Annotated in this window: 32 protein-coding genes; 28 read left to right on the forward strand and 4 right to left on the reverse strand. The window is 54.8% G+C overall.

Features of this window, described 5'->3' with window-relative positions; genetic code table 11:
* Window positions 1-39 precede the first annotated feature (39 nt).
* The 16 genes from spoVAC to leuS all read left to right on the forward strand — a co-directional run bounded on the left by spoVAC (window position 40) and on the right by leuS (window position 16,486).
* Window positions 40-519, forward strand: a complete 480-nt coding sequence (gene spoVAC, locus BLR08_RS07410; protein WP_072328556.1) for a stage V sporulation protein AC — start codon at window positions 40-42, stop codon at window positions 517-519.
* A 1-nt stretch (window position 520) separates the two neighbouring features.
* Window positions 521-1,531 carry a stage V sporulation protein AD gene (gene spoVAD, locus BLR08_RS07415; RefSeq protein WP_072328557.1) on the forward strand — a complete coding sequence of 337 codons (1,011 nt, stop codon included), beginning with the start codon at window positions 521-523 and terminating at the stop codon, window positions 1,529-1,531.
* A 13-nt stretch (window positions 1,532-1,544) separates the two neighbouring features.
* Complete coding sequence (gene spoVAE, locus BLR08_RS07420; protein WP_072328872.1) at window positions 1,545-1,910, forward strand: stage V sporulation protein AE; 366 nt, start codon at window positions 1,545-1,547, stop codon at window positions 1,908-1,910.
* A gap of 231 nt (window positions 1,911-2,141) precedes the next feature.
* On the forward strand, window positions 2,142-3,101 hold the full coding sequence (locus BLR08_RS07425) for an AAA family ATPase (protein ID WP_072328558.1): 960 nt from the start codon (window positions 2,142-2,144) through the stop codon (window positions 3,099-3,101).
* A gap of 4 nt (window positions 3,102-3,105) precedes the next feature.
* Entirely contained in the window at window positions 3,106-4,347 is a 1,242-nt protein-coding gene (locus tag BLR08_RS07430) for a DUF58 domain-containing protein (RefSeq protein ID WP_072328559.1), read from the forward strand.
* Window positions 4,344-6,578 (forward strand): transglutaminase TgpA family protein, encoded by a 2,235-nt coding sequence (locus tag BLR08_RS07435; protein ID WP_072328560.1) that lies wholly within the window; start codon window positions 4,344-4,346, stop codon window positions 6,576-6,578. Before BLR08_RS07430 ends, BLR08_RS07435 begins: the two co-directional genes overlap by 4 nt.
* Before the next feature lie 190 nt (window positions 6,579-6,768).
* Window positions 6,769-7,263, forward strand: a complete 495-nt coding sequence (locus tag BLR08_RS07440) for a YqeG family HAD IIIA-type phosphatase (protein WP_072328561.1) — start codon at window positions 6,769-6,771, stop codon at window positions 7,261-7,263.
* Window positions 7,264-7,270: 7 nt separating this feature from the next.
* The gene (gene yqeH / locus BLR08_RS07445) at window positions 7,271-8,404 is read left to right on the forward strand and encodes a ribosome biogenesis GTPase YqeH (protein WP_072328562.1); all 1,134 of its coding nucleotides are present in this window, start codon (window positions 7,271-7,273) and stop codon (window positions 8,402-8,404) included.
* 40 nt (window positions 8,405-8,444) lie between these two features.
* Window positions 8,445-9,338, forward strand: a complete 894-nt coding sequence (gene aroE / locus BLR08_RS07450; RefSeq protein ID WP_072328563.1) for a shikimate dehydrogenase — start codon at window positions 8,445-8,447, stop codon at window positions 9,336-9,338.
* A gap of 42 nt (window positions 9,339-9,380) precedes the next feature.
* A complete protein-coding gene (gene yhbY, locus BLR08_RS07455; protein ID WP_072328564.1) occupies window positions 9,381-9,671 on the forward strand; it encodes a ribosome assembly RNA-binding protein YhbY in 291 nt (96 codons plus the stop codon).
* 169 nt (window positions 9,672-9,840) lie between these two features.
* Entirely contained in the window at window positions 9,841-10,431 is a 591-nt protein-coding gene (locus BLR08_RS07460) for a nicotinate-nucleotide adenylyltransferase (protein WP_072328873.1), read from the forward strand.
* Entirely contained in the window at window positions 10,421-11,005 is a 585-nt protein-coding gene (gene yqeK / locus BLR08_RS07465; protein ID WP_072328565.1) for a bis(5'-nucleosyl)-tetraphosphatase (symmetrical) YqeK, read from the forward strand. The genes BLR08_RS07460 and yqeK overlap by 11 nt, the downstream gene beginning before the upstream one ends.
* A 25-nt stretch (window positions 11,006-11,030) precedes the next feature.
* A complete protein-coding gene (rsfS, locus tag BLR08_RS07470; RefSeq protein ID WP_072328566.1) occupies window positions 11,031-11,378 on the forward strand; it encodes a ribosome silencing factor in 348 nt (115 codons plus the stop codon).
* Window positions 11,375-12,280, forward strand: a complete 906-nt coding sequence (locus BLR08_RS07475) for a CvfB family protein (protein ID WP_072328567.1) — start codon at window positions 11,375-11,377, stop codon at window positions 12,278-12,280. Before rsfS ends, BLR08_RS07475 begins: the two co-directional genes overlap by 4 nt.
* 86 nt (window positions 12,281-12,366) lie before the next feature.
* On the forward strand, window positions 12,367-13,194 hold the full coding sequence (locus tag BLR08_RS07480) for a class I SAM-dependent DNA methyltransferase (protein ID WP_072328568.1): 828 nt from the start codon (window positions 12,367-12,369) through the stop codon (window positions 13,192-13,194).
* Between the two features lie 841 nt (window positions 13,195-14,035).
* Window positions 14,036-16,486, forward strand: a complete 2,451-nt coding sequence (gene leuS, locus BLR08_RS07490; protein ID WP_072328570.1) for a leucine--tRNA ligase — start codon at window positions 14,036-14,038, stop codon at window positions 16,484-16,486.
* Between the two features lie 99 nt (window positions 16,487-16,585).
* Here the strand turns inward: leuS and comER are convergent, their stop codons facing one another.
* Complete coding sequence (comER, locus tag BLR08_RS07495; RefSeq protein WP_072328571.1) at window positions 16,586-17,419, reverse strand: late competence protein ComER; 834 nt, start codon at window positions 17,417-17,419, stop codon at window positions 16,586-16,588.
* A 95-nt stretch (window positions 17,420-17,514) separates the two neighbouring features.
* Between comER and BLR08_RS07500 the strand changes: the two genes are divergently transcribed.
* The 3 genes from BLR08_RS07500 to BLR08_RS07510 all read left to right on the forward strand — a co-directional run bounded on the left by BLR08_RS07500 (window position 17,515) and on the right by BLR08_RS07510 (window position 20,177).
* Window positions 17,515-18,237, forward strand: a complete 723-nt coding sequence (locus BLR08_RS07500) for a ComEA family DNA-binding protein (RefSeq protein ID WP_083536743.1) — start codon at window positions 17,515-17,517, stop codon at window positions 18,235-18,237.
* 116 nt (window positions 18,238-18,353) lie between these two features.
* Window positions 18,354-19,643: a homocysteine synthase gene (locus tag BLR08_RS07505; protein ID WP_072328572.1), complete on the forward strand. Its 1,290-nt coding sequence runs from the start codon at window positions 18,354-18,356 to the stop codon at window positions 19,641-19,643.
* Window positions 19,644-19,664: 21 nt separating this feature from the next.
* A complete protein-coding gene (locus BLR08_RS07510; protein ID WP_072328573.1) occupies window positions 19,665-20,177 on the forward strand; it encodes a deoxycytidylate deaminase in 513 nt (170 codons plus the stop codon).
* A 115-nt stretch (window positions 20,178-20,292) separates the two neighbouring features.
* Here BLR08_RS07510 and BLR08_RS07515 read toward each other — a convergent pair whose 3' ends face one another.
* The 3 genes from BLR08_RS07515 to BLR08_RS07525 form a co-directional block, all read right to left on the reverse strand.
* Window positions 20,293-21,510 carry a site-specific integrase gene (locus BLR08_RS07515; RefSeq protein ID WP_072328574.1) on the reverse strand — a complete coding sequence of 406 codons (1,218 nt, stop codon included), beginning with the start codon at window positions 21,508-21,510 and terminating at the stop codon, window positions 20,293-20,295.
* A gap of 16 nt (window positions 21,511-21,526) precedes the next feature.
* A complete protein-coding gene (locus BLR08_RS07520) occupies window positions 21,527-22,009 on the reverse strand; it encodes an ImmA/IrrE family metallo-endopeptidase (protein WP_072328575.1) in 483 nt (160 codons plus the stop codon).
* Window positions 22,010-22,083: 74 nt separating this feature from the next.
* Window positions 22,084-22,443: a helix-turn-helix domain-containing protein gene (locus BLR08_RS07525; RefSeq protein ID WP_072328576.1), complete on the reverse strand. Its 360-nt coding sequence runs from the start codon at window positions 22,441-22,443 to the stop codon at window positions 22,084-22,086.
* Between the two features lie 153 nt (window positions 22,444-22,596).
* Between BLR08_RS07525 and BLR08_RS07530 the strand changes: the two genes are divergently transcribed.
* From BLR08_RS07530 to BLR08_RS07560, 9 genes are all read left to right on the forward strand, one after another.
* Window positions 22,597-22,845, forward strand: a complete 249-nt coding sequence (locus tag BLR08_RS07530) for a helix-turn-helix transcriptional regulator (protein ID WP_072328577.1) — start codon at window positions 22,597-22,599, stop codon at window positions 22,843-22,845.
* Complete coding sequence (locus tag BLR08_RS07535; RefSeq protein ID WP_072328578.1) at window positions 22,832-23,053, forward strand: helix-turn-helix domain-containing protein; 222 nt, start codon at window positions 22,832-22,834, stop codon at window positions 23,051-23,053. Before BLR08_RS07530 ends, BLR08_RS07535 begins: the two co-directional genes overlap by 14 nt.
* Window positions 23,050-23,415: a hypothetical protein gene (locus BLR08_RS07540; RefSeq protein ID WP_083536745.1), complete on the forward strand. Its 366-nt coding sequence runs from the start codon at window positions 23,050-23,052 to the stop codon at window positions 23,413-23,415. The genes BLR08_RS07535 and BLR08_RS07540 overlap by 4 nt, the downstream gene beginning before the upstream one ends.
* Before the next feature lie 4 nt (window positions 23,416-23,419).
* Complete coding sequence (locus BLR08_RS31035; RefSeq protein ID WP_072328579.1) at window positions 23,420-24,043, forward strand: hypothetical protein; 624 nt, start codon at window positions 23,420-23,422, stop codon at window positions 24,041-24,043.
* Between the two features lies 1 nt (window position 24,044).
* Entirely contained in the window at window positions 24,045-24,404 is a 360-nt protein-coding gene (locus BLR08_RS07545) for a helix-turn-helix domain-containing protein (protein ID WP_072328580.1), read from the forward strand.
* Window positions 24,405-24,511: 107 nt separating this feature from the next.
* A complete protein-coding gene (locus BLR08_RS07550; protein WP_072328581.1) occupies window positions 24,512-24,739 on the forward strand; it encodes a hypothetical protein in 228 nt (75 codons plus the stop codon).
* A 150-nt stretch (window positions 24,740-24,889) separates the two neighbouring features.
* A complete protein-coding gene (locus BLR08_RS07555; RefSeq protein WP_072328582.1) occupies window positions 24,890-25,300 on the forward strand; it encodes an enolase-like domain-containing protein in 411 nt (136 codons plus the stop codon).
* 4 nt (window positions 25,301-25,304) lie between these two features.
* The gene (locus tag BLR08_RS31040; protein WP_176835449.1) at window positions 25,305-25,460 is read left to right on the forward strand and encodes a hypothetical protein; all 156 of its coding nucleotides are present in this window, start codon (window positions 25,305-25,307) and stop codon (window positions 25,458-25,460) included.
* Window positions 25,461-26,411, forward strand: coding sequence for a replication protein (locus tag BLR08_RS07560; protein WP_072328583.1), 951 nt, complete (start codon window positions 25,461-25,463; stop codon window positions 26,409-26,411).
* The last annotated feature ends 1 nt before the right edge of the window (window position 26,412 follow it).

Here is a 26,412-nt window from a genome sequence, read left to right on the forward strand (position 1 = left end):
AACCCACATACCCATGAGCAAACGAAAGGAGCCGCCCATATGTCGACAAAGTCTAAAATGAAAAAGCTGACATGGACCCAGCAGGAGTATCAGGAGTTCGCCAAGCAGCGGGAGCCGGCCAGGCCGGTATTCCGGAACTGTCTGCGCGCTTTCCTGGTCGGGGGCGTGATTTGCATTATCGGCCAGCTGATCAAGGAAGGGTTTATGCATTGGTTTGATTTCGATAAGAAGACGGCCGGCGATCCGACGGTGGCTGTTCTTATCTTCATCTCCGTGCTGCTGACAAGCTTCGGGGTATACGACAAGCTCGCCCAGTGGGCAGGGGCCGGCTCAGCCGTACCGGTTACCGGGTTCGCCAACTCCGTATGCTCGGCCGCGCTGGAGCATAAGAGCGAAGGTTATGTGCTTGGCGTAGGCGGCAATATGTTCAAGCTGGCCGGCTCGGTCATCGTGTTCGGCGTGGTGGCGGCTTTTATTGTCGGCATGGTTCACTGGATGCTCGGCATAGGAGGGCAATGACATGCTGAAGGGGCACCAAAGCTGGGAATTTCCGAGCAAACCCGTTATTTTGGCCACGGCGACGGTAGTAGGGCCGGACGAAGGGGCCGGGCCGCTGGGCAATGAATTCGATATCGTTCACAAGGATACGATGCTGGCTCAGGACAGCTGGGAGAAAGCCGAGAAGAAGATGCTGGAGGATGCCGCCAAGCTTGCCACGCAGCATGCGGGACTGACGAAGGAGCAAATCCAGTTCTACGTCGGCGGCGACCTGCTCAATCAAATCATCAGCAATAGCTTCGCCGTCCGTACGATGCAGACGCCTTACCTCGGCATCTTTGGCGCATGCTCCACTTCGATGGAAGGACTGGCTATCGCTGCGATGATGGTCGACGGTGGCTATGCCCAGGTTGCGATGGCCGGAACATGCAGCCATAACTGCACGGCCGAGAAGCAGTTCCGCTACCCGACGGAGTATGGCTCCCAGAAGCCGCCGACCGCCCAGTATACCGTCACCGGCGCCGGCTGCGCCGTCATCGGCAAGCAGGGCGGCGGTCCGGTGGTGACGGGAGCGACGATCGGCCGCGTCGTGGATATGGGGATAAAGGACCCCTTTAATATGGGGGCGGCCATGGCCCCGGCGGCGGTGGATACGCTGCAGTCCCATTTCCGCGATTTTGACCGTGATCCGGGCTACTACGATCTGATCGTCACCGGGGATTTGGCTACGGTCGGCTATGATATTGCGGTCGACCTCATGAACAAGCATCATGTTCCGATCGGCAATACGACCTACAAGGATTGCGGGCTTATGATCTACGATGTGAACAAGCAGCAGGTGCAGGCGGGCGGCAGCGGCTGCGGCTGCTCGGCAACCGTGACCTATGGGCATCTGTACAAGCAGCTGAGGAAGGGCGAGCTGAAGCGGGTTCTTGTAGTCGCGACCGGCGCACTGCTGTCGCCGCTTTCCTTCCAGCAAGGCGAAAGTATTCCGGGCATCGCGCATGCGGTTGCCATCGAAAGCGGGGTGTAGCGACATGAACTGGATGCAATTTATGTGGGCGTTCCTGATCGGGGGAGCCATCTGCGTGGTCGGCCAAATTATGATCGACGTTTTCCGGATGACGCCGGCTCATACGATGAGTACGCTCGTCGTGGCCGGGGCGCTCGTCGAAGCGATCCCATACAAGGACAAAGGCTTGTACGACCAATTTATCGAGTTCGCGGGCGCCGGCGCGACGGTGCCGATCACCAGCTTCGGCAACGCCCTGGTCAACGGAGCGCTCAGCGAGCTGAAGGACCACGGAGCCATCGGCATTATTACCGGCATATTTCAGGTAACCAGCGCCGGTATTTCCGCGGCGATTATTTTCTCCTTCCTGGCTGCGCTGGTATTCAAGCCGCAAGGCTGAGGCTGGACGACGGACGGCTACGAGTAATAAAACGGCGAAAAAAGCTCCTGTGAGGGAGCTTTTTTGCATTTCTCCAAACAAATTCATGAATTTTACACGTATACGGTGTTTTTGGTATCCGTTACAATGGTAAGTAAACCATGCAAACGAATCTTTGTACTGTTGTTTACGTATATCCTTTTTGTATGGGCGAACACGCTTACCCGGGCGACATCAAAGGAGGAACGGCTGATGGAAACGATGATTCGAGACGATGTACAAGCGTTGAAGCTTATACAAACCAACTTGGAATCCTGCATTCTCGGGAAATCCGATGAAATTTCATTATTGCTCACAGCTATGCTCGCAGGAGGTCACGTGCTTCTGGAAGACGTGCCGGGGACGGGCAAAACCGTGCTCATTAAAGCGCTTGCCAAGTCGATTCACGGCCAATTCCGCCGCATCCAGTGCAATCCGGACTTATTGCCTACAGATATTACGGGCGTATCTATCTATCATCCGAAGGATGAAGTTTTTATATTCCGGCCGGGTCCGATCATGACGCATATTTTGCTTGCCGACGAGATTAACCGGGCTACGACGAAGACGCAGTCCGCGCTGCTGGAAGCCATGGAGGAGCGGTCCGTTACCGTGGACGGAGAAACGCATGAGCTGCCGAAGCCGTTCCTGCTGCTGGCTACGCAAAATCCGATCGACTTCGAAGGGACGTACACGCTGCCCGAGGCTCAGCTCGACCGCTTCATGATGAAGTTCAGCCTCGGCTATCCCGATGCGGAGACGGAAACCCGGATGATTGCTTCCCAAAGCGTGTCGCATCCTCTCGAAGGATTGGAGGCGGTATCCAGCGTGGAGCAGATCAGGTCGCTCCAGCTGCAGGTTAAGCAGGTTCACCTGGACGAAGCCGTGGCCGCTTATCTGGTCGGCATCACGCGGGCGACGCGCGAGCATCCGGCCGTCTACCTGGGGGCAAGCCCGCGGGCGACGCTGGCGCTCGTCCAGGCGTCCAAGGCTTATGCCTTGCTGCAGCAGAGAGATTATGTAATCCCCGATGATATTAAATTTCTGGCGCCGTATGTGCTGGGGCACCGGCTCATCCTGCAGGCGGAAGCGCGCATGGAAGGAGCGTCCGTTTCCTCCGTCCTGCAGTCGGTATTCCAGCAAGTGAGGGTGCCCGTACGTTGGGAGAAGTGATGCCATGAGGACGCTAGTTCATAAATGGACCGGGCGCCCGCGTTACGGGCGCAAATTCTGGGCTGTCAGCGCCGCCTTGCTTGGCAGTCTCGGATTTCTCCTGTTCCAGGGCGGCAAGCTCGCGCTGATGCTGTTCGTAGTGCTGCTGCTGCTCAGCGTTTATCTGCTGCTCGGCCAATGGAGCGGAATCAAGCGCACCCACGGATCGCGGACGATGCCGGCCGCTGAAGGAAGCGCCAGCTTCGAAGCGGGAACGGCGCTTGGTGTGAAGGTGCAGCTGGCGATTCCGGGATTTTGGCCGATCCCGTATGTATTTGTCAAGGATCGGCTGGTTCATAAAAACGGACGCGAGCTGACGTTCGAGACGACGCTGGTGCCGGATTGGCGGCGGCGGGCCGATTGGGAATACAAGACGCCGGCCCTGCGCCGGGGGCACTATACGTTCGAGCGGATCGAATGCGTGACTGAGGATATATTCGGCTTGTTCGAGCACAGGGGCGAGGTGGAGCTGGCGCAGCATATTTCCGTGCTGCCCCAGACGATTTCTATAAGGGAATGGCAGCAGTACAATCAGATGATGAAAGGGACGAATCATCATTCGTCCACGACGCGGGCGGTTCGCGAGACGACCCAGATCAACGGCGTCCGCGAGTATATATACGGCGACCGTATCTCAAGAATTCACTGGAATGCGACGGCAAAGACAGGCACGTGGAAGTCCAAGGAATTCGAGCGGGAATCGCTGCCCCGGACCTATGTCGTTCTTGACCGGGGAGAGCAGGCTTATGAAGATCCCGAGCAATTCGAGCTGGCGGTGTCAACCGCGGCTTCGCTCTTTCAATACGGCTCGCAGCGGGGACTTTCTCTCGGTCTTATATCAAGCGGCAAGGAACCTGCCTTCTATGAGGCCCGCCAGGGACAGCATCAGCATCAGCTGGTTTTGCAGCATCTGATTGATGTGGAGGCGGATTGCCCGTTTCCGGTGCGCTCGGTCTTGAAGGATAAGGCGCAGAAGCTGTCTCCCGGCAGCTTCATCACGATTATTAGCGCCGTGTCCGGCGAGCCGATGCTGCAGTTGATGCAATGGCTGAAGCAGCAGCAGATGAACCCCTGCCATATTTGGATCGCTCCGCCCGCCGTCCGTCACGAAGGGTGGGTCATGCAGCTCCGCAGCCGCGGCATAGCCTGTTATCCGATCCAGCAATTAAGCGAGCTTCCCGCGCAGCTCGGGGGGAGGCTGGCATGAGTGGCAGAGCGATGAATTGGCGCACAAGGCTGCTGTTCGATGAGTGGCCTCACCGGCTGACCGTGTTGCTAAGCGGCGTTTTCCTGCTGCAGCTTGTTTTGTGGTTTCAGAAGGAGGACTTCTGGTGGCTCCCCGAAACCGTTCTTATCGTCCAGCTGACGCTCTTGCTCGTGGCGGTGCTGGAGCATATTCCCTGGATACATTGGATGCTGCGCGGAGGGCTGCAGCTGATAGGAATAATCGTCATTCAGACGAAGGTGCTGGAGAGATACGAGGTTATCGAGCCGATGACGCTAGGCAGCTTTTTCTCTTCCAAGCTGTTTCTGAACTTGTATGAGCTTACGCCTTATCTTTGGTTCGGGCTTGGGGCCTGGGTCGCTTATCTCGCCATGATCTGGTGGGTGGAATCCAAGTGGCGCATTTATTTCCTGCTTGTGGCCAGCGTCCTGGCGCTCTGCATCCGCGACTCTTTCTCGTCGGTGTATCTGTGGCCGCAAGTGGCGGTTATGGTGGGCTGCGGGCTGTTCCTGGTCATTCTCGCCCATTTCCGCCGGCTGAAGGACAAGGACCCGGCGGCGTGGAGACAGCTGGCGGACTACCCGTTATCGATCGCGGTGCCGGTTACCGGCATGATCGTGATCACGCTGCTGATCGGGATCGCGATGCCCGAGGTTCAGCCGACGTTTACAGACCCGTATACGGCGTGGCGGGCTTACCGGGGCGAGCCGATGAATTTCTCTACGGGCAAGGGCGTGCAGGTGTCCGCTACTGTGGATGCGATGGACGCATCGTCCGGCTATAGCCGCAATGACCGGTTTCTCGGCAGCGGGTTCCAGTTCGATTACACGCCGGTCATGACCGTCGACACGACGCATCGCGGCTACTGGCGGGGGGAGACGTTGTCTCTATACACCGGACGAGGCTGGCAGGAGACCGAGCAGGACCGCGGCTCCTGGACCCAGGTCAGGGCTGACAGCACGCTCGCATCCGATCTGCGCCTGCCGGGCGATCAGATGAAAACGCTGGAGGTGACCCAGACGGTCACTCTGCTGACGGAGGAGAAATACCCGGTGCTGTTCGGAGCATTCGCCGCCCAGAAGGTAGTGGAGCTGAACGGCGGCCGGGCCGGCTTCGAGGCGCTCGGGTGGTCGGCTTCCCAGGGAGAGCTGAGGTACAGCGAACGCTTCCCTTACCCGCAAACGTATACGATTGTCTCGCAGGTTCCGATTATCGACGAGGAGGCGCTCCGCAAACTTCCGCGTGAGGTGCCGAGCGCTGAGGTGAGAGTGGCGATGGCGCCCTATCTGCAGCTTCCGAATCAGCTGCCGGAGCGGGTGCGGGCGCTTGCGCAAGACATCACGAAGACGGCAACGAACGACTACGATAAAGCCAAGATGATCGAGCAGTACTTGTCGTCCAGTTTCTCGTATACGAACAAGCCCGATCTGACCAAAGGAACCAGCCGCGACTTTGTCGACCGGTTCCTGTTCGAAGTCAAGCAGGGCTACTGCGATTACTTCTCCACCTCCATGGTGGTGCTCGCCCGCTCGGCAGGTCTTCCTGCTCGCTGGGTGAAGGGATACTCCTCGGGTTCGCCCGATATCGATCAGCAGGGCTTCGGCTTGATGCCCGAGGAACTGATGAATCCGGATGCCGCCGGCCGGTATACGGTGCGCAACTCGGACGCGCATTCCTGGGTGGAGGTATATTTCAGCGGCTACGGCTGGATTCCGTTCGAGCCTACTGCCGGGTTCTCGATGCCGCGTGCGCTTCCCGAGATCGAGCCGGTAGTCGATGCAAGCGCCGTAACACCGCCGGCCGACACGGCTCCGCTGGAGACGGAGACGGCGGTTAAGCCTCATTATTACATTATCGGAAGCGTGATCCTGGCTGCCGCCGCGCTGCTGCTTTTCGCCATCTGGCGCTGGCAGCTGATCGATCTGCTGCGCGAGCGGAAGAGACGGCGCCGGGCCTCGCTGCTGAAGCAGAAGCTGATCGTCGAATGCGAGCGGCTGCTGCGCATCTTCCGCCGGCATGGCTATGTCCGGGAAGAGCATGAGACGCTGCGTGAAGCGGTCAGGCGTTGGAGCGCCAAGAGCCGCTGGATGAAGGGCGAGCTGGATATCGTGCTGACCCACTTTGAGAAGGCGAAGTACGGCAAGGAGGACATTACCGAAGAGGATTTTCGTCAGACGACCCAAATCGTCGAGCGGCTGCGCTCGCAGATGTAGGCCGGATAAACCGTCATATGAATGCATGAAGCCAAGGCCCCGTCTATAGAGACGGAGGCCTTGCTGCTCTTGCTTGGCTCGCATGCGTTTCGGACGCAAGATTTTGCCGCCGTCTGGAACGGTTCTTTGAAAAAAAGGACAAGTATGGTATAGTTTGCGTATATAGCTATTGCTTCTTGAGGTGAATGCTTTGCTGAAAATGCTTATTCCGCGCGAACATGTGAACAGCATCTATGAAATTGAATTGGATATGTTGTGGAAGCAGGGATACCGTGGCATCATAACGGACTTGGACAATACGCTGGTGGGGGCCAAGGCGCCGCTCGCGACCCCTGAACTGATCGATTGGCTGAAGGTAGTCGGCCAGCTCGGCTTTCAGGTCGTCATTGTGTCGAACAATCAGCGGGATCGAGTAACCAAGTTCGCTGAGCCGTTATCCCTGCCTTTTATTTATCAGGCTAAGAAGCCGACTCATGCGTCGTTTCGCAAGGCGCTTAGCTTGATGAACCTGCAGGCGGAGCAAGCCGTCGTCGTCGGCGACCAGATGCTGACCGACGTGCTGGGCGGCAACCGGCTTGGGCTGTATACGATTCTGGTAAGTCCGATCGCGATTGCCGACGAGGGCTTTTTTACCAAGGTGAACCGGAGAATCGAGAAGGCCGCACTAATGATTATGAAAAGGTAGGGACCGTATGACGTTTGACCTGGAAAAAACTCAACAGGAACATGATTCCTGCTCCGGCTGCGGCGTTCGGCTGCAGACGGAGGATGCGCAGAAGCTGGGCTATGTGCCCGCTTCGGCCTTGACGCGCGCGCCGCTGATCTGCCAGCGCTGCTTCCGCATCAAAAATTACAATGAATCGTCGAGCATTACGCTGAATCAGGATGATTTCCTGCGCCTGCTGACCCATGTCGGCTCCACGAAGTCGCTGGTGGTGAACATCGTCGATCTGTTCGACTTCGAAGGCAGCATGATTTCTGGCCTCGCCCGCTTCGTCGGGCAAAATCCGATCGTGCTTGTCGTCAACAAGATCGATCTGCTGCCGAAGGTGACGAATTACAACCGGATTCTGAACTGGGTGCAGCGCCAGGTGAAGGAAGCCGGGCTGCGCGTTGTGGAAGTCGTGCTCTGCTCGGCCAAAAAAAATATGGGCTTCGAGCGTGTGATTGAAGCGATCGAGGAGCACCGGGAAGGCCGCGATATTTATGTCGTCGGAGCGACCAATGTAGGCAAGTCGACCTTGATCAACCGCCTGATCCGCGACTACAGCGATTTGGACGCGGAGCTGACGACCTCGCTCTATCCCGGCACGACGCTTGATCTGGTAAGAATACCGATGGATGACGGCTCTTCGATCATCGACACGCCGGGCATCGTGTATAAGCACCGGATGACGGAGCTTGTCGGCAAGAAGGATCTGATGAAGCTGATGCCGGACAAGCCGCTCAAGCCGCTGGTGTTCCAGCTTAACGAGAAGCAGACCGTGTTTTTCGGCAGCTTGGCGCGCTTTGACTTCGTGCAGGGCGAGCGGCAGTCCTTCACCTTCTATATCTCCAATGCGCTGAGCGCGCATCGGACGAAGCTGGAGAGGGCCGATGAGCTGTACCGGGAGCACAGGGGCGTGATGCTCGCTCCGCCGTCGCTGGAGGATCTGGAGCTTCTGCCGCCGCTGGCGAAGCATACGCTCCGCATCCCCAAGGGGAAGCCGATGGACGTCTCGATATCCGGAATCGGCTGGATCAAGGCCAACAGCGAGGCGGGGGCCGATCTGGTCATTCATGTGCCGAAGGGCGTCAAGGTCGTCTTGAGGGAATCGTTGATTTAACGGGCCGGTTCGAAGCGCCGGACGAAGAGGAGAGACGCGTATGGGGGAGCTTCAGGAAACAAAGGAACGCGGGACGCTGCAGACCAAGCTGGACAGCCACACGGTATTATTCGGCGTATTCGGCGATCCGATCCGGCATTCGAAATCGCCGGTTATGCTGAATCGGGCGTTCGAGGTTAGCGGGATTAACGCGGCTTACGGCGCATTTCATATCCTGCCGGGCACGCTGAAGGATGCGATAGCGGGCATCCGCGCGCTGCAGTTCCGGGGAGTTAACGTCACCGTCCCGCACAAGCTGGAAGTGATGGATTATTTGGACGAGATTGACGAAGGCGCGCGGATCATCGGAGCCGTCAATACGATCGTCAATGACAACGGCAAGCTGATCGGCTACAATACTGACGGCATCGGCTATATGCGGTCGCTGAAGGAAGAGACGGGGCTTGATCTGCGCGGCCGCAACGTGCTGATGATCGGCGCGGGCGGAGCGGCCCGCGGCGTCGGCTACGCGATCGCCAAGGAAGGCGCGGCGCATATTTATATTGCGAACCGTACGAAAGCGAAGGCCGAGGAGCTGGCTGCTTCGATGAGCAGCTTCGCCAGCGTCTCGGGCCATGGCCTCGATGAGCTTGGCCGGCTGGCCGGCGAGGCCGCGCTGATCGTCAACAATACGTCCGTCGGCATGCATCCGCATGTTGATGAATCGCCTATGGACGCTGCGCTGATCCAGGCGGATACGGTAGTCAGCGACCTGGTGTACAACCCCATGCTGACGAAGTTTTTGCGAGACGCCCGCGATCAGCGCGGCGCTGTCATTCACAGCGGTCTCGGCATGTTTATTTATCAGGGCGCCTATGCTTTCGAATATTGGACAGGCAAGCCTGCGCCTATCGAAGCGATGCGCGAAGTGGTGCTGGCTTCGTTCGACAGCTAAAAAAAGCAATGAGCCATTGTATATAAGAAGGGAATCGACTACATGCTATCTGGCAAACAAAAACGTTATTTGCGCGCGCAAGCGCATCATCTGAACCCGATCTTCCAGGTCGGCAAAGGCGGCGTCAACGATCATCTGATCCGCCACATCGCCGAGGCGATCGAAGTGAGGGAGCTGATCAAGGTTTCCGTGCTGAACAACAACTCCGACGACCGCAAGGAAATAGCCGAGGAGCTGGCAGCCGGCGCGGAGGCTGAACTGGTGCAGGTGATCGGCAGCACGATCGTGCTGTACAAGGAATCGCGCGATCACAAGACGATCGAGCTTCCTTAGGGGCCGAAGCCTGCGGGCCTGGAAGCTTGGAGAACAAGAGGCTGGGGAGCCGATGCGGAGTAGAAACAGCGAGTGGAAACCCCGATCGGACGCAGGCCGCGCGTTAATCACCGGTCTTTCACACGAAGGAAAGTCGCAGGAAAGTCTCATGGGCGAAGAGGTGGACCGTATGAAGATTGGGCTCATGGGAGGCACCTTTGATCCGATCCATATCGGACATTTGCTGGCGGCGCAAAGCGTCTGCGAGGAGCTGGAGCTGGACGAGGTGTGGTTTATGCCGGCCAATGTGCCTCCGCACAAGGAGCAGTCAACGGGAGCGGCCGCTGCCGAGCAGCGGCTGGAGATGGTTCGTCTGGCCGTAGAGGGACATGACCGGTTCAGGACGACGGCCGTCGAACTGGAGAAGGGCGGCGTATCGTACAGCATCGAGACGGTATTGCTGCTACGGGACCGGCATCCCGGACATGAATTTTATTATATTATCGGGGCGGACATGGTCCGATATTTGCCCAAGTGGGTAAGGATTGAAGAACTGGCCAAGCTGGTTACTTTCGTAGGCCTGCAGCGGCCGGGCTACGACGCGGGAGCGGACGAGCTGCCGCCGTATATCCGCACCGCACTCCGGCTTGCGTCGATGCCGCAGATCGAGCTGTCGTCGACGCTGATCCGCGAACGCCGGGCTGCCGGGCTGCCCGTGCGGTATATGGTGCCGGACCGGGTAAACAAGTATATCGAGGTGAACCGATTATATGAACCGTGAGGACATAATCGCCTCCGTGAAGGAGCAGATGCCGGAGCGGCGCTGGGCGCATACGCTCGGCGTGATGGAGACGGCGGTTCTGCTTGCGAACCGGTTCGGCGAAGACCCGGTCAAGGCGGAGCTGGCGGCCATCCTGCATGATGTATGCAAGTATTGGCGCACGGACGAGCAGGCCGAGATCATTCGTGCGAACGGGCTGCCGGCCGACTTGTTGGATTACGACAAGGAGCTGTGGCATGCCCATGCCGGGGCGTGGGTCGCCAAAACCCGTTACGGTGTGACGGATGAGGCGGTGCTGGATGCAATCCGGTATCATACGTCGGGGCGCGAGGTTATGACGGGCCTGGACAAGGTCGTCTGCCTGGCGGATTATATGGAGCCGGGCCGGGATTTCCCGCACGTGCATATTATTCGTCAAGAAGCCGAACATAGTCTAGAGAGAGCGCTGCTTGCGGGCTTTGACGGGACGATCCGCTTCCTGCTGGACAAGGGGAAACGCATCTACCCGCTGACGCTGGCGGCGCGCAACGGTCTGATAGCCGAGCTGGAGCGCCAAGCTGCGGCTGGGACTTGAACGGAAACTCAAGGGAGGAACATGAATGACCATACAACCGGAGGAACTGATGAAGCTCGTCGTAGACGCAGCCGAAGACAAAAAAGCGATGAATCTCGTAACGCTCAGCCTGCGCGGCATCTCCTTGATTGCCGATTATTTCGTCATCTGCCACGGTAATTCCGAGACGCAGGTACAAGCGATTGCTACCGAAATCCGCAAACGGGCGGAGCAGGAAGGAACGCAGGTACGCGGCCTGGAAGGCATGGACACGGCACGCTGGGTGCTGATCGATCTGGGCGATGTCGTAGCGCATGTTTTCCACCGGGACGAGCGGGAGTACTATAATATCGAGCGTCTGTGGTCGGATGCGAAAGTGGTTGAGCGAGTATGACGCTGGAAGCCGGAACCTACCGTCGGCTCGAGGTCGCCCGTGAGGTATCGCCTCACGGCTACTTCCTGACTGACGGGACGATGGACGTGCTGCTGCACTATAGCGAAACAAATGGAGCGGCCGTCAAAGTGGGCGAGAAGGTGGAAGCCTTCCTGTTTCACGATACGGAAGACCGGATGGCCGCTACGCTGCGCAAACCGCTTGTCGCTTTGGGCGAGGTTGCGCTGCTGGAAGTTGTGGATATTCATCCGCGGTTCGGCTGCTTCCTGGAGATGGGCCTTGGCCGCAATCTGCTGCTGCCTTTCCGGGAGCTGCCCGAGCTGAGGGAGCTGCATCCTCAGGTAGGCGACCGCGTGTTCGTTGTGCTGGGGCATGACCGCCAAGGCAGGCTTGTTGCCAGACTGGCCGGCGAGGAGCAGCTGCGCAAGCTGTGCGTGCCCGCTCCCCAGGCTTGGAAAAACCGCGTTGTTGAGGCGCGCGTGTACAAGCCGCTGCAGATGGGTTCGTTCGTGGTTTGCGACGCGGGTGTGCTGGGCTTCGGCGTGATCGGGCTGATCCACGCGACAGAGCGTACGCGCCTGCTGCGGCTGGGCGAAAGCGTCGAGGTGCGCGTTGCCTTCGTCCGTGAGGACGGCAATGTGAATTTGTCGATGCGCGGACGCAAGGAAACCGTGCGTGATGAAGATTCCGAGAAGCTGCTTGCGTTTCTCCGGGAACGGCCCAATGCGGCCATGCCATACTCCGACGAAACGCCTGCTGACCTGATCAGCCAGCGCTTCGGCATGAGCAAGTCGGCCTTTAAACGGGCGCTCGGCAAGCTGCTGAAGGAAGGGCTTGTGTACCAGGAAGGCAGCTGGACGTATTTAAAACAGGAAGATCAAACACCGGTTGCCGACTCTTAAAGGTTGCAGCCGGTTTTCTTTTGGCATGAGCCTGTTAATGGAGCAATGCCTTGGCGTTAACGCGAATGAGAAGGAGGGGGTCGAGCTTGGCTTATGAGCAATTTTCTTATGTGTACGACCGGCTGATGGAAGACATGCCGTACGAGGAATGGCTGGAGTTTGCCGCCGGATGCTGGCAAAAGCACGGGCAGCCCCGGACGGTCGTTGACCTCGGCTGCGGGACGGGCAGCTTGTCGGTGCCGCTGGCGCAGCTTGGGCTGGAGGTGATCGGCATCGATCTGTCCGAAGATATGCTGGCGATCGCCCGCGACAAGGCGGACGAAGCCGCGCGACGCGAGCCGGCGGCCAAAGGAGGCAGCTTGCTGCTGCTCCAGCAGGATATCCGGGAATGGTCGGTTGGCAGACAGGTGGACGCAGTCATCTCCTTTTGCGACTGCTTCAATTATTTGCTGGAGCCGGAGGAGCTGATGTCGGCGTTCAGGCATACCTATGAGGCGCTGGCTCCGGGCGGCCTGTTTATTTTTGATATGCACACGCCTTACCAGCTGCGCTCCTATGCGGAATCCCAGCCATTCCTCATGAATGAGGACGATGTGGCTTACATATGGACGAGCGAATTCGACGAGGAACGGTGCGAGATCGAGCATGCGCTGACCGTCTTCGTGAAGGAAGAGGGACGGCAAGCCGGGCAAGGGGAAAGCAGGACATGGACCGGGGAGCGGTTTTACCGGGTGGATGAAACCCATGTGCAGCGGGCTTATTCGTCCGAGCTGATCGAAACATGCTTGCGGAAGGCCGGGTTTGCGGAGGTGGCGGCGTATGCCGACTTCACTTGGATGGGACTGACCGAGGAAACGGAGCGGGCGTTTTATGTGGCGATGAAACCTAAACCGAAGGAGGAGCCGCAAACCTAAGCCGGGACGGCGGAACGCACAGCGCGGGGAACTGCCGAACCTCGCCTGTCCATTTCGCGGACGGCCGCTATAACAGATGCAGCACCAGCTGCAGGAGACCAAGCAGAATTCCCCACAGTGGCAAGGACAGCAGAAGACCATTGACAAGTCCGCGCATAAAAGACCCTCCATACCGTTTTGTGTTCTAGTATGGTCAAACGGGGCGGAGGCTAATCCGGCAATTGCAGCTGTGATGCGGTTTTTAGATGGTTTATTCGCGGGAGGAGAATGCAAGGCGCACCGACATTGGTTCTGCGATTGGGAGAACGTCGCCGGTACGCTCCGCGAGCCGGGCGTTACCGGACTCGCGACGTTCAAGAGGCGCATGCGCAGGCTGATCCCCCTTTCGCTGGCGGGAAAAATGGTGCAGATCGTTTGCCATCTGTCATGAAGCAGACGCAAGAAAGACGGAATCCCGCCGTGGTCAGGCTCTGTGCTTGACAGGCGGGATTTCTTTTACATATAATGATGAGTAATTGCATGGATAGGAAGGCAGTGACAGGAAATAGTAGCTTGAATTGTTCCGCGATCAGAGAGCCGGTGGGTGGTGCGAACCGGCGGCGGCGCTTCTTGCGAACTCGTCCTGGAGCCAGAAGGCTAACGAAGATGAGCGTCATGTCGATGCGCGTCGTTCGTAACCGGATCGTGCGCCCCGCGTTAAGGGGATCGAGTGGACGAGAGGCAAAGCATGCCTGCCGTCAACTAGGGTGGTACCACGGGAGTGTTCAAGCTTCTCGTCCCTAGCGCAAGCTAGCGGCGGGGGCTTTTTTGTTTGCTTGAAATTGAAGGAGGAGCTTAAGCTATGGCACAGGACAACAGAGACAATCAGGGCTACAACCCGCAGGCGATTGAGCCGAAATGGCAGCAGTATTGGGATAGCAACAAAACATTCAAGGTGCTGGAGGATGACTCCAAGCCGAAGTTCTATGCCCTCGATATGTTTCCGTATCCGTCCGGCGCCGGACTGCATGTCGGGCATCCGGAAGGCTACACGGCGACGGATATCGTCTCGCGCTACAAGCGGATGCGCGGGTATAACGTGCTGCATCCGATGGGCTGGGACGCATTCGGTCTTCCCGCCGAGCAGTATGCGCTCGATACGGGCAACGATCCGCGCGACTTCACACAGAAAAATATCGATACGTTCCGCCGTCAGATCAAGTCGCTCGGCTTCTCGTACGATTGGGACCGCGAGATCAGCACGACCGATCCCGAATATTACAAGTGGACGCAGTGGATCTTTATCCAGCTGTACAAAAAAGGCTTGGCCTACGTAGATGAAGTCGCCGTCAACTGGTGTCCGGCGCTGGGCACGGTGCTGGCCAACGAAGAGGTTATCGACGGTCTGAGCGAGCGTGGCGGCCATCCGGTCGTGCGCAAGCCGATGCGCCAATGGGTGCTGCGCATCACCGAATACGCCGAGCGGCTGCTGGAGGATCTCGAGGAGCTAGACTGGTCCGAGAGCATCAAGGATATGCAGCGCAACTGGATCGGCAAGTCGAAGGGCGCGGAAGCGACCTTTGCGATTCAAGGGCATGACGGCGACGGCCTGAAGGTATTCACGACCCGTCCGGATACGCTGTTCGGCGCGACGTATTGCGTGCTGGCTCCCGAGCATGAGCTGGTAGCCAAGATCACCACGGCAGCTCAAGCGGACGCGGTGCGCGAGTACCAGGAGCGCGCTTCGCGCAAGAGCGATCTGGAGCGTACGGACTTGGCCAAGGATAAGACGGGCGTCTTCACCGGCGCGCATGCAATCAATCCGGTCAGCGGCGCACAGGTGCCGATCTGGATCGCGGATTATGTGCTGTCCGGTTACGGCACGGGCGCCATTATGGCGGTGCCGGGTCACGACCAGCGCGACTGGGAGTTCGCCAAGCAGTTCGACCTGCCGATCGTGCAGGTGGTGGAAGGCGGAGATATCGCCAAGGAAGCTTATGCGGGAGACGGGGCTCATGTGAACTCGGAGTTTCTCAATGGCTTGAACAATGAGCAGGCGATCGGCAAGATGATCGAATGGCTGGAGGAGAACGGCAAAGGTCAAGGCAAGGTGACGTACCGGCTGCGCGACTGGCTGTTCAGTCGTCAGCGCTACTGGGGCGAGCCGATCCCGATCCTCCATCTGGAGGACGGCACGATGACGACGGTGCCGGAGGATCAGCTGCCGCTGCTGCTGCCGCAGGTCGATGAGATCAGGCCGTCGGGCACCGGCGAATCGCCGCTGGCCAACGTCAAGGAATGGGTCGAGACCGTCGATCCGGTATCCGGACAGAAGGCGCGCCGCGAGACGAATACGATGCCGCAATGGGCCGGCAGCTGCTGGTATTACTTGCGTTTCATCGATCCGCGGAACGATAAGGAGATTTGCTCGCCTGAGCTGCAGAAGAAATGGCTGCCGGTCGATCTGTATATCGGCGGCGCGGAGCATGCCGTGCTTCACTTGCTGTATGCGCGCTTCTGGCACAAGGTGCTGTACGATCTCGGCGTCGTAGCGACGAAGGAACCGTTCCACAAGCTTGTGAACCAGGGCATGATCCTCGGTGAAAACAACGAGAAGATGAGCAAATCGCGCGGCAATGTCATCAATCCGGATGAGATCGTAAACGAATATGGCGCGGATACGCTGCGCATGTATGAAATGTTCATGGGGCCTCTGGAAGCTACGAAGCCTTGGAACGTGAACGGCGTGGAAGGCACGTACCGCTTCCTGAACCGGGTATGGCGGCTGTTCGTTGGCGAAGACGGCGCTTTGAGCGCAAAGATCGATGCGGCGGAAGAGCTCGGCAGCGAAACGTTCAAGCGCGTCTGGCACCGGACGATCAAGAAAGTGACCGAGGACAACGAGGCGCTACGCTTCAACACGTCGATCAGTCAGCTGATGATTTTCGTCAATGAAGCGTATAAGACGGACCGTCTGCCCAAAGCGGCGATGGAGCAGTTTGTGCAGATGCTGTCCCCGCTTGCTCCGCACTTGGCGGAAGAGCTGTGGGAGAAGCTCGGCCACAGCGAGAGCGTGACCTATGCGGCATGGCCGGTTTATGACGAAGCCTGGACCGTCGACAATGAAGTCGAGATCGTCGTTCAGGTGAACGGCAAAATCGCCGACCGCGCGCGCGTCGCTGCTGACGCCGATGAGGCGGCTTTGCAGGAGCTGGCGTTCGGACTGGATAAAGTGAAGGATGCGACAGCAGGCAAGACGGTCCGCAAAGTGATCGTCGTGAAAGGCAAGCTTGTCAATATCGTCGTCGGCTAAGTCAGCGGGCAGAGGACGGATAAACAAATAACCGCAAGGACGGCGCCAAGCGGCGCCGGCCCTGCGGTTCATAAGGAAAAGACGTGAAAGCATCGCGTTCTAGTCAACCTTAGTTCCGTAGAAGCGGGCTTCCACCTTTTCCACATCTTCATCGTATTTGGCATGAGTTGTGCGGATTAGGTCGTAGAAGACCCCGCCCAGCTCTTTTTCCATTATACGGAGACCTTCTGCGGTGATGCCGCCCGGCACGGCGACCCGTTTCTGCAGCGCGGCCGGAGAGAAGCCTCCTGTCGTCAGGAGCTTGCCGGTGCCGAGCGTCATCTCGCTGGCGAGCAGAATCGCCTCCTGCTCCGAGATGCCGGTGGCATGGACGGCCGCTTCGGTAAATTTCTGAATGAAATAGGACAAGAAGGCCGGACCGCAGCTGCTCAGATCGGAGGAAATCCGGGTATACTGCTCGGACACGCGAATCGGCGACCCGATGTGAGAGAGCAGGTTTTCGACCAGCACCTCGTCTTCGGGCATCATCCGGTTGCCATATATGCATAAAGCGGCGCCGCTGAGCACGTAATTCGTGATGCTTGGAATGACCTTGGCGATTTTGCAGGGCAGCTGTTCCTCGAGATGGCGGATCAGCACGGGACTGGTGATTGAGATAAGCAGCTGATCTGCGGTGACGACGGGCCGGATCTCGTCGAGGACCGCCTTGAACTCCAGCGGCTTCACGCATACAAACAAGAGGTCTGACCCGCCAGCTGCTTCTTTATTGGAACGGGCCACCTGCAGCCCCGGAATATGCTCGGCCAACCGCTCGACCTTGGACAGCGTGCGATTGGTAGCGACGACTTGTTCCGGGTTAAGCGCACCGGACCGGATAAACGCTTCGATGAGTATGCTTCCCATGCTGCCTGTTCCTATGACTCCTACTCGCATGATCATCCCCCCTGTTTAGACTGCAGCCTTTTTCCATTATATCGAGGGGAGTTTTCATTTATGCCTTATTTTTTCCAAATGAAGGGAGGAGCCTTATGTCCATGCATCGGTCTGTCGGGACGTCGGGATTGTGGTGGATCGTGACGGGAGCGGCCGCCGTGCTCGTTATTGCGCTTGCGCTCAGGTTTGTGCTGGCCGCAGGCCCGGAGGCGGGGTTTGTCGCGGTAGACGACGCGATGCGCCAGCTGCTGCAGGAACAAGGAGAGGAGCGGGGAACAGCTCCGGATGCGGCCAAGACAAGCTCCAAGGAGAGACAGCCGGGAGGCGGCAGGACAAGCGGCGAGCCGGCAAAGCCGGAGGCAGGAGACGGAGCGGCTGCTTCGTCAGCCGGCGGGAAAGCGGGCGTCAGCGAGCCGAGCCCCGATGGAGCCGCTGACGGGATGCCGGAAGCAAACGGCTCTCTTCCTGTCTCGGCAGGGGCAGGGATCACGGGGAGCGGCCCGGCAGCTGCCGCCGGTACGGGAGCCGGAAGCGGGGCGGGAAATGAAGAGGCGGCTGCAGCAGGGGGCGTTCCGGCCGGCAAACCGGCCGCCGCAGGCTCCGCCAGCGCGGCTTCGGACGGCAAGCTGGACTTGAACCGGGCGACCGCCGAGCAGCTGGACGCGCTGCCCGGTATCGGCCCCAGTCGGGCGCAGGCAATTATCGAGCTGCGCAAGAAGCTGGGCGGGTTTCGCTCCGTCACGCAGCTTAAGGAGGTCAAGGGCATCGGAGCTCAGACGTTTAAAAAACTGGAGCCGCTCGTTACGGTCGTACCCTAAAAGGCAAGAGACGAAATCTGGCAAACTAGCGGCGACCGCTTTCGTTTTTACTAGGAATATGCGACAATAGAGACGATAGTAACCAAAACTTGCCACCTTTAAGGAGGATTTTGTTCATGTCAGAACGCAAGCTTGCCTTGGAAACTTTAGCAGTGCATGCCGGCCAAGAGATTGATCCGGCTACGATGTCCAGAGCAGTGCCTCTTTACCAAACCACATCTTATGGCTTCCGGGATACCGATCATGCCGCCGATTTATTCGCCTTGAAGGAATTCGGCAATATTTACACCCGCATCATGAATCCGACCACGGATGTGTTTGAGAAGCGGGTGGCGGCGATGGAAGGCGCGCCGGCCGCGCTTGCAACGGCATCCGGCCAGGCGGCGATTACATATTCGATTTTGAATATTGCCGGAGCGGGAGATGAGATCGTTTCCTCAGCCAGCTTGTACGGCGGCACCTATAACCTGTTCGCGATCACGCTGCCGAAGCTTGGCATTAACGTCAAGTTCGTCGATTCGTCCGATCCGGAAAATTTCCGCCAGGCGATTACGGACAAAACGAAAGCGGTGTTCGCCGAAACGATCGGCAACCCGCGCGGCGACGTGCTCGACATTGCGGCCGTGGCGGCCATCGCTCATGAGCATGGTGTTCCGCTGATCGTGGACAACACGTTCCCGAGCCCGTACCTGTGCCGTCCTATCGAGCATGGCGCAGACATCGTCGTGCATTCGGCGACTAAATTTATCGGCGGACACGGCACGTCCATCGGCGGCGTCATCGTAGACGGCGGCCGCTTCGATTGGAAGGCCAACGACAAATTCCCGGGCCTCACCCAGCCTGACCCTAGCTACCACGGTGTGGTTTATACGGATGCGGTCGGACCGATCGCTTATATCATCAAAGCGCGCGTCCAATTGCTGCGTGATATGGGAGCCTCCATCTCGCCGTTCAACTCGTTTTTGCTGCTGCAAGGTCTTGAGACGCTTCACCTGCGCATGGAGCGCCACAGCTCCAACGCGCTGGCCGTCGCCAAATATCTCGAAGGGCACGCGTCGGTGGAATGGGTCAGCTACGCAGGTCTGGAAAGCCATGCCTCGCATGCGCTCGCTGCCAAATATTTGCCCAAAGGCCAAGGCGCTATCCTCACCTTCGGCATCAAGGGGGGCCTCGAAGCGGGCCGCAAGCTGATCAACGCTGTGAAGCTGCTGTCCCATCTGGCGAACGTCGGAGACTCCAAGTCGCTGATTATCCACCCTGCAAGCACGACGCACCAGCAGCTGTCCAGCGAAGAGCAGGCGGCGGCAGGCGTAGCGCCAGGCATGATCCGCTTGTCGATCGGCACCGAGTCCATCGACGACATCCTCTATGATCTGGATCAAGCGATCCAGGCCAGCCAGCAGTAAGAGGAAGGGGAAAGATTCGCCATGGCACGCCGCAAGGACTGGGACACGTATTTTATGGATATTGCGTATATGGCCTCGACCCGTTCCCGCTGTAACCGGCGTCATGTGGGGGCCGTGCTGGTTCAAGGCAAGAAGCTGCTGGGGACTGCCTATAACGGAGCGCCCTCGGGCGTTTCGGATTGCTCGGAAGCCGGCTGCATGCTGGTAGAGGAGTATGAGCTTGTCCAGTCGGAAGGGCAGGAGCAGGTGGTCAAGAAACAGCGCTGCATCCGTACGATTCATGCGGAGCAAAATTTGCTGCTTTTCACCGACCGGGAGGACCGGGAAGGCTCGGTCGTTTATGTGACGGACCAGCCATGCTGGACTTGCTCCAATATGCTGGCGAACAGCGGGATTACCGAGATCATCTATCACCGGGCATATCCGAAGGACAGCGAGAAGGTCGGCGCGTTAATGGAGCAGAAAGGGATTCGTTTCCGGCAGATGGGCGGTTATGAACCGCCGGCGGGAACGATTGCCGAAGTTCACAATTAAATAAAATGTGAGGAAGAACCTCCTTTTTTGTAATAGGAAAGTCCTTATAAATCAAGGGGTTTACAGATTGGGGAAATGATGTTGCCCACGAATTGCCCACATTAAGCAAACATTATCATGATGAGAGGCTTTTCATTAGTTCGCTGAACTTTTGAGAGGCTTCTTTCTTTAATGCTTTAGTCACATGCAGGTATACACGTTTTGTTAATACATCAGATTCGTGACCCAGGCGCTCCATTATAGTCTCAAGGCTTGCGCCGGCCTCAGCTAATAAAGATGTGTGAGTATGCCTCAAAGAATGCGGCGAAAGGTTTGTTGGCAAGTTAGAACGCTTTAAAAGTCTCTTCATTGCTGCCCAAACAGTTTGATCTTGGAGCGGATAACCGGGGTATGTTACTTTGTCATTCACGAAAACAAAATCAAAATCTTGATAAGTGCTTCTATATTTCATTTTGATAAGTTTCTGCCATTGTTTCAATTTCTTTAGCTCAGAGATAACCGTTTCATCAACATCGATGGTCCGTTTCGACTTTTTCGTTTTTGGCAGCGTTAGAGTGAAGTCAGTATTTTTTCCAGTCTTGTTAAAAAGTGTTTTCGTTACTTTTATAGTCATTTCTTCGAAGTCGATGTCTTTCCATTTCAGTGCAATAAGTTCACCCACGCGCAAGCCTGTATATGCGAGTACTAAAAAAACTGCGTATCTCTGAGGATTATTTTTTGCAGCATTCAAAAAAATCTGTAGTTGATCTTTTTCGAGATACTTAGGTACTTCTTCTTCCGCTTCCACTTCTTCAAGAGTCTTTTGGATAAAAGGAACCTGGGCTTTGCGAGTGGGGTCCTTGGCTATGATTTCCATTTCAACTGCCTTCTTGAAAATTAAGCTTGCAACCTCATGGACACTTGCAACAGTTTTTCTGGCGTACTTTTTTGCCAAATCATCAAGAACGGATTGATACATCATCGTTGTTATTGCTTTCATTTGCACATTCGCAAAACATTTCAGCAGAACATTGAGTTTTTTTCGCCGAATTTCAACTGTGCTTGCTTTAACCCTCCCACTTGATTCATATGATTCAAGCCAGATCGGGGCAAAATCTTTAAATAAGATATTTTTTTCAGCAACGTAGCTGCCTTCTAATATTTGAGCATAAACCTTAGCCGCTGCATCCTCTGCCTCAGCTCTCGTTCGATATCCATACCCCTCCTTTTGTCTTCTTTTCCCTGTTACTGGATCAATACCAATATCAATCCTAAATGACCATGTAGCGCCGCAGGTACAACGTTTCTTGTCCTTAGGACATTTGCATCCCCGCTTCCGAAAAGATCCTTTCAAAAAAATTCCTCCTTCGTCAGGCAAGTTGATTAATTCTTCGGAAGATTTGTATTACACGCAGCGCCGCCAGTTCATAGCTCACATGAAAAAAATTGGAGAAAAAAAGTGCTATGTCTTCTTGAGCTGCAGGCAAACTCATTGATCTGACCATGAATATTGGCATAGATGCATAAAGCGAAAAATTAAAACAGTCCCACTCCTGCCATTCTTTCATCATTTTGTGCATGTTTAACTGGTTTCCTTCATGCCGGTAGATGTGGCAAAGCTCATGAAAAAAATCAATTCTCTTTTCATCATCTGAAAGTTTTTCATTTATGTATATAATCTTTTGACCCCTTTTTTCATATGCAAAACTTATCACCCCAAAATTAACAGTTACATCAAGAACACTTGAGAGATGACTGATGGTTAACTGCTCAGGTTTTGTTACCCCTTTATTGAAATAAAGAAGGTTAACAAAGTCTTCAAGATGGGTTGTAGTATATTTATCCAGGTTCATCCAGCAGTCCCCTTTTACAAGAACCTATGTTCTGTTTTTGGGCAGGGAGATACCATTTAATTGGTTATCCCTGACTATTTTTTATGGTTATTGATTTCTTCTTGAATACGAAGTTGAGCACGCATGAATGCTTTGACTTCCTCTTGACGTTCAGGTGAAAGCTTGTCCCAATCTTTGAAGAATAATTGCATTTCCGGATCATTTAGAGGGTCATGCGATGAAGGATTTGAAAAAGGTGTGTCCGCTCTACCCAAGAGGTAGTCAATGTCAACCTTGAAAAAATCAGCAATTTTAAGCAAGGTAGACTGATCCGGTTCCCTAAAACCTTGTTCATAGCTTGCGTAAGTTGTACGTGCAATGCCGATCTTGCTTGCGACATCCATTTGGCGAATCTTACGTTCTTCGCGTAAATTCTTCAATCTTTCATGAAACATCACTTCTAAACATCCTCTCACCAAAAAAGAATAACTACGCTATATGTGTAGTATAACATGTGACGCGCACTGTGTAAATAGGTGTTGACATGACTCGTAATGAGTAGTATATTTTGAATACGCACTTCGAGTCATTGAGGAGGGAGGGAGAATATGAGACGTGAATGGCTGGTGAATAAGCGAAACGCTGCCGGTTTGACTCAAAAAGAAGTTGCTGATGCAGCCGGCCTTGCCAGAACAACCTTTGCTTCAATTGAGCAGGGGGAAAGAGTCCCAAGCGTTCCGACTGCAAAAAAAATCGCATCGGTCATGGAATTTGATTGGACTCTTTTTTTTAGGGACCAAGTACACGAAACGAGTATCTGGAAAGAAAAGGAGGCGATAAGATTTGGAGCGCGATAACTTAATCCACACGGAGTCTCTGCCTGACATTTTAAACCCGCAGCAAGTGGCCCGCTTTCTAGGGATTTCAAGAAATACAGTCTACGGGCTTTGTAGCTTAAAAGTGGAGTCGGGTGGAATCCAGTCTTTTTCGGTCGGCAAGTCGCGAAGAATTAAAAAATCCGCCCTTCTGGAATGGATTGACCGCCAAGGAGGAGTAAGCGGGTGAAAAGTTTCCAACACTGGCATAAAACGAATGAAGCTACGATCAATGCCGGAAATGAAATTCTTTTGGATAAGCTGGCCCAAGGTATAAACGGCGTTGAATGGCTTGTAGCACAAATTGTCATTGATGAGTACAGAATTGAGTCCTTGGAGCGATGGTTGTTCTTCTTGAAAATCCATAAACACACTGATGTCCGGAAGGTTATGCAACACGCCTTGCTGTTGAATGAAAAGAAGTTTTATAGACGGTACAGGTGTAATTGGTGGATTTCGGTGGACGAGACACTTACACACTTGAGGCTCCAGAAGGAGCGGGATTATGATTGGTATTTCGATTTTCTAAACGAAACCTATAAGGAGCGATAACCCTATGAAATTGACGACTCACGAAACTGCTCTAATCACCTACATCCGTACTCTTTGCTTCGACGACATGCTTGATGCCTCTAGCGCCATATATGCGGAGGCCGAGAAAGCCAAGGTCAAATCGATTGTAGGTAAACACGAAAATGACAAACTGGCGTTTGTCGGATTCAAGGAACGTCAGGAACGTTTAGACAAACTCGCCGAGCTGCTCGGTGGAGCAAATGAAGATTACCGCGCCCATATCTTTCCGGACGAACCAGAACAACCGGCATTCCTTGACGCTGATCAGTTGAAGACAAAAATAAAAGAGCTTGTCGGTACAATCACTTTCGATAGTAAGCCGATTACATTCGCAGAATTTCTTTCCGAGATGGCAGGATCAGGGGAATTGTTTAACATGTTTACCGAAGATGTCCTGGATACGATGGTTAACCCGAACGCTTTTTGGGGAGACGTTGACGATTACATGGCGCCCATTGCCCACCAAGTTCTGAATGAAGCATCCGAATTGGATCGTGACCTTTACCTTTCCCTGGCGAAAACAATCCAGCACGCCTACCAGCATCTCAAAGTTCGACACGAGGCCGAAATTGAAGCGGAACGGGACGAGCCGGGAAAGGAGGAATAACATGACCGAATATAAAATCACGATTCGGACGGCGCGAGAAGAAGCCGGGATGTCGTTGGAAAAAGCAGCTCAGGATATTGGTGTTTCGGTAAAAAGACTCAAATGGTATGAATTGCACGGGTCACGGATTCCGGTCAATATGGCAAGAAAACTTGCGGAAACTTATGGTGTAAGCACTGATGAAATCCATTTTGGGACAGAAGAAGACTGCGATGGCTGGAACCTATCTGTTATGAGGCGGGATGTCATTCAACGTATCGTAAATTTCGGTATTAGCCCAGAACGTGCAGAAATAATGGTGTCCTCATTAGAATCTAAGCTTCTAGCTGTAATTCAAGGGGAGGAAGAACTGGCGTTATGACACGCGGCGAACTGATCGGAACAGTCTTGTTCATTTGCTGCTTTTGTCCTCTTGCTGGCTTTGCACTTATAACTTTTGTATCCATATTTCGATAGGAGGCCGCCTGGATGAACAACACAAATACCGTCATTACACCGGAAGTTTTCTCCACTTTCCTTGATTATCAGGATGTAACTCTGATTAAAGCAGAAATTAACGATATTATTCTCGACGCCCATGATTGCAACAAAACAACAAAAGAGATGGTAGCAGTAAGGTTGCTCGTTCTGCTCCACAAAATTAATTCATTGGAAAAGATTATGTTCGATAAAATGCAAAAAGCCTCTCAATCCTAGGATCGAGAAGCATCACGTTTTGAAATCTCCCTCGCTTATCTTGGCGGATGGCCGAGGGGATTTCATTCAAAAACCGAGGCTAAAGCTCTTGGCGTAAATAATATCGCAATCTGCGATTTTCGTCAAGAGGCCTCTATTAGGAGGATACACATGGCAGCCAGAACAATGATGACCAATTTAAATAATATGTCCATCGAACTTGATGATGCGTCCGCCTATCAATCTCCGTTCACATCCCAAATGGATGAGAAGGAACAGTATTATGAAGCGGGTATGCGCGAGGTGCTAGGGGAGCTTGCGAAGCTTCACTTCAATTCAGTGGCTCTTGATCGCGTTCGTTCGCCACGCCCCAATAGCGTCCGGTTTGATGCTGCTCAGCAAGAAGTAGAAGCCGAAGTGAAGTTGCGGGCAGTTTTGGGACCGGATATTGATTTATTGTTCGATGAGTATCTGGAGGCCCGTAATTTGGTGGAGCATCTTGGGGAAGAGGACAGATTCATTCAGGGCTTCATTCACGGATACCAGTATTTGAAACAAATCACAGCATCATTTAAGGAGTGACAGTATGGATGTGCTAGTAGGCCGAACCGGCGATGCTTTGTTCCGCTTTGCGGATCAGAAGAATTTTCAAAAGTTTTATATTGCTATCATTTCTGAGAAGATTCCGCACACCGTACATTTCGCGACGCTTGAAATAATTGTGCACGGACAGAAGGTGTAGGTGAATACCGGCGTGGTGAATCCTCAAAAGGAACGTGGATACGTAGGGCTTGCAAACGACATATGGGATGAAATCATCCGCCGGGACTTCACTAAGCGGCAAAAGGACATTCTGCAATTCATCATCCGAATGTCCTATGGCTGCGGCAGAAAGACGGCTTTCATCCCGAAGCAGAAAGACTTCTCTTTGTGTGGCGTGGGTGAAAACAAAATCAAAAGTGAGCTTGAATACCTAGAAAATTGCAAGGTCATTCGTTGGGATCGTGTCGGAAATGAATACGGGCTGAACAAAGATTATGATGCTTGGCAGGTCAGCCCGGTTCGTTCATGGGATGAAGATCGATACAAGGAAATCATTCATACCAATATCACGTTAGCAAAAAAAGAACGAAAAAAAGTTACCGAAACGGGAAGTTTCAGCCAAGGCAATCAAAGTGAGGAATCTTCCCAAAACGGGAACTTTGAAGAGATTGACGAAGAAGCTGCGGAAGTTGAAGAACTTCCCGAAACGGGAAGAAGCGATGAAAATAACTTCCCGAAAAGGGAAGAAGAGCTTCCCGAAAAGGGAAGTTCGACACCCGATTTGCCCAGTAATGACGCGGCTTCCGAGGCGTCTAAAAAAGGTTTAAAAAAGAAAGATATTAAAAAAGATTTAAAAGATTATGCGCCTGACGACGCAACTCATAAAAAAGAGTATTCGCCTTACGTCTTCTTGACCGATGATGAACACCAAAAACTAAGCGCACTTTTGGGGGATGAACTTGAAGACTATTTCCTCCGTTTCGGAAGCTGGATCAGCGGACAAACTGCTCGCGTGCAACAACAAAGAAGCGCCTATCTGTCAATTCGAAATTGGCATCGAGAGGACCAGAAGAAAAAGACGCAACGGTTTCAGAAGAAATCGACTTTCGATCAAGATCGATTTTTAAACTCGCTCAAGGAGGATGGATAAG

The sequence above is a fragment of the Paenibacillus sp. cl123 genome, from assembly GCF_900101595.1.
GTDB lineage: Bacteria > Bacillota > Bacilli > Paenibacillales > NBRC-103111 > Paenibacillus_G.

Bases quoted from the DNA above. Each gene is read 5' to 3' on its own strand.
- yqeH (WP_072328562.1), top strand. From the start codon at position 7,271: ATGACGTTTGACCTGGAAAAAACTCAACAGGAACATGATTCCTGCTCC.
- BLR08_RS31040 (WP_176835449.1), top strand. From the start codon at position 25,305: ATGGATGTGCTAGTAGGCCGAACCGGCGATGCTTTGTTCCGCTTTGCG.
- BLR08_RS07425 (WP_072328558.1), top strand. From the start codon at position 2,142: ATGGAAACGATGATTCGAGACGATGTACAAGCGTTGAAGCTTATACAA.
- spoVAD (WP_072328557.1), top strand. From the start codon at position 521: ATGCTGAAGGGGCACCAAAGCTGGGAATTTCCGAGCAAACCCGTTATT.
- BLR08_RS07505 (WP_072328572.1), top strand. From the start codon at position 18,354: ATGTCAGAACGCAAGCTTGCCTTGGAAACTTTAGCAGTGCATGCCGGC.
- comER (WP_072328571.1), bottom strand. From the start codon at position 17,419: ATGCGAGTAGGAGTCATAGGAACAGGCAGCATGGGAAGCATACTCATC.
- BLR08_RS07500 (WP_083536743.1), top strand. From the start codon at position 17,515: ATGTCCATGCATCGGTCTGTCGGGACGTCGGGATTGTGGTGGATCGTG.
- yqeK (WP_072328565.1), top strand. From the start codon at position 10,421: ATGAACCGTGAGGACATAATCGCCTCCGTGAAGGAGCAGATGCCGGAG.
- BLR08_RS07550 (WP_072328581.1), top strand. From the start codon at position 24,512: ATGAACAACACAAATACCGTCATTACACCGGAAGTTTTCTCCACTTTC.
- BLR08_RS07555 (WP_072328582.1), top strand. From the start codon at position 24,890: ATGGCAGCCAGAACAATGATGACCAATTTAAATAATATGTCCATCGAA.
- BLR08_RS31035 (WP_072328579.1), top strand. From the start codon at position 23,420: ATGAAATTGACGACTCACGAAACTGCTCTAATCACCTACATCCGTACT.
- leuS (WP_072328570.1), top strand. From the start codon at position 14,036: ATGGCACAGGACAACAGAGACAATCAGGGCTACAACCCGCAGGCGATT.
- BLR08_RS07475 (WP_072328567.1), top strand. From the start codon at position 11,375: ATGACGCTGGAAGCCGGAACCTACCGTCGGCTCGAGGTCGCCCGTGAG.
- spoVAC (WP_072328556.1), top strand. From the start codon at position 40: ATGTCGACAAAGTCTAAAATGAAAAAGCTGACATGGACCCAGCAGGAG.
- BLR08_RS07460 (WP_072328873.1), top strand. From the start codon at position 9,841: ATGAAGATTGGGCTCATGGGAGGCACCTTTGATCCGATCCATATCGGA.
- BLR08_RS07430 (WP_072328559.1), top strand. From the start codon at position 3,106: ATGAGGACGCTAGTTCATAAATGGACCGGGCGCCCGCGTTACGGGCGC.
- BLR08_RS07525 (WP_072328576.1), bottom strand. From the start codon at position 22,443: ATGTTTCATGAAAGATTGAAGAATTTACGCGAAGAACGTAAGATTCGC.
- BLR08_RS07520 (WP_072328575.1), bottom strand. From the start codon at position 22,009: ATGAACCTGGATAAATATACTACAACCCATCTTGAAGACTTTGTTAAC.
- BLR08_RS07510 (WP_072328573.1), top strand. From the start codon at position 19,665: ATGGCACGCCGCAAGGACTGGGACACGTATTTTATGGATATTGCGTAT.
- BLR08_RS07545 (WP_072328580.1), top strand. From the start codon at position 24,045: ATGACCGAATATAAAATCACGATTCGGACGGCGCGAGAAGAAGCCGGG.
- rsfS (WP_072328566.1), top strand. From the start codon at position 11,031: ATGACCATACAACCGGAGGAACTGATGAAGCTCGTCGTAGACGCAGCC.
- aroE (WP_072328563.1), top strand. From the start codon at position 8,445: ATGGGGGAGCTTCAGGAAACAAAGGAACGCGGGACGCTGCAGACCAAG.
- spoVAE (WP_072328872.1), top strand. From the start codon at position 1,545: ATGCAATTTATGTGGGCGTTCCTGATCGGGGGAGCCATCTGCGTGGTC.
- yhbY (WP_072328564.1), top strand. From the start codon at position 9,381: ATGCTATCTGGCAAACAAAAACGTTATTTGCGCGCGCAAGCGCATCAT.
- BLR08_RS07530 (WP_072328577.1), top strand. From the start codon at position 22,597: ATGAGACGTGAATGGCTGGTGAATAAGCGAAACGCTGCCGGTTTGACT.
- BLR08_RS07435 (WP_072328560.1), top strand. From the start codon at position 4,344: ATGAGTGGCAGAGCGATGAATTGGCGCACAAGGCTGCTGTTCGATGAG.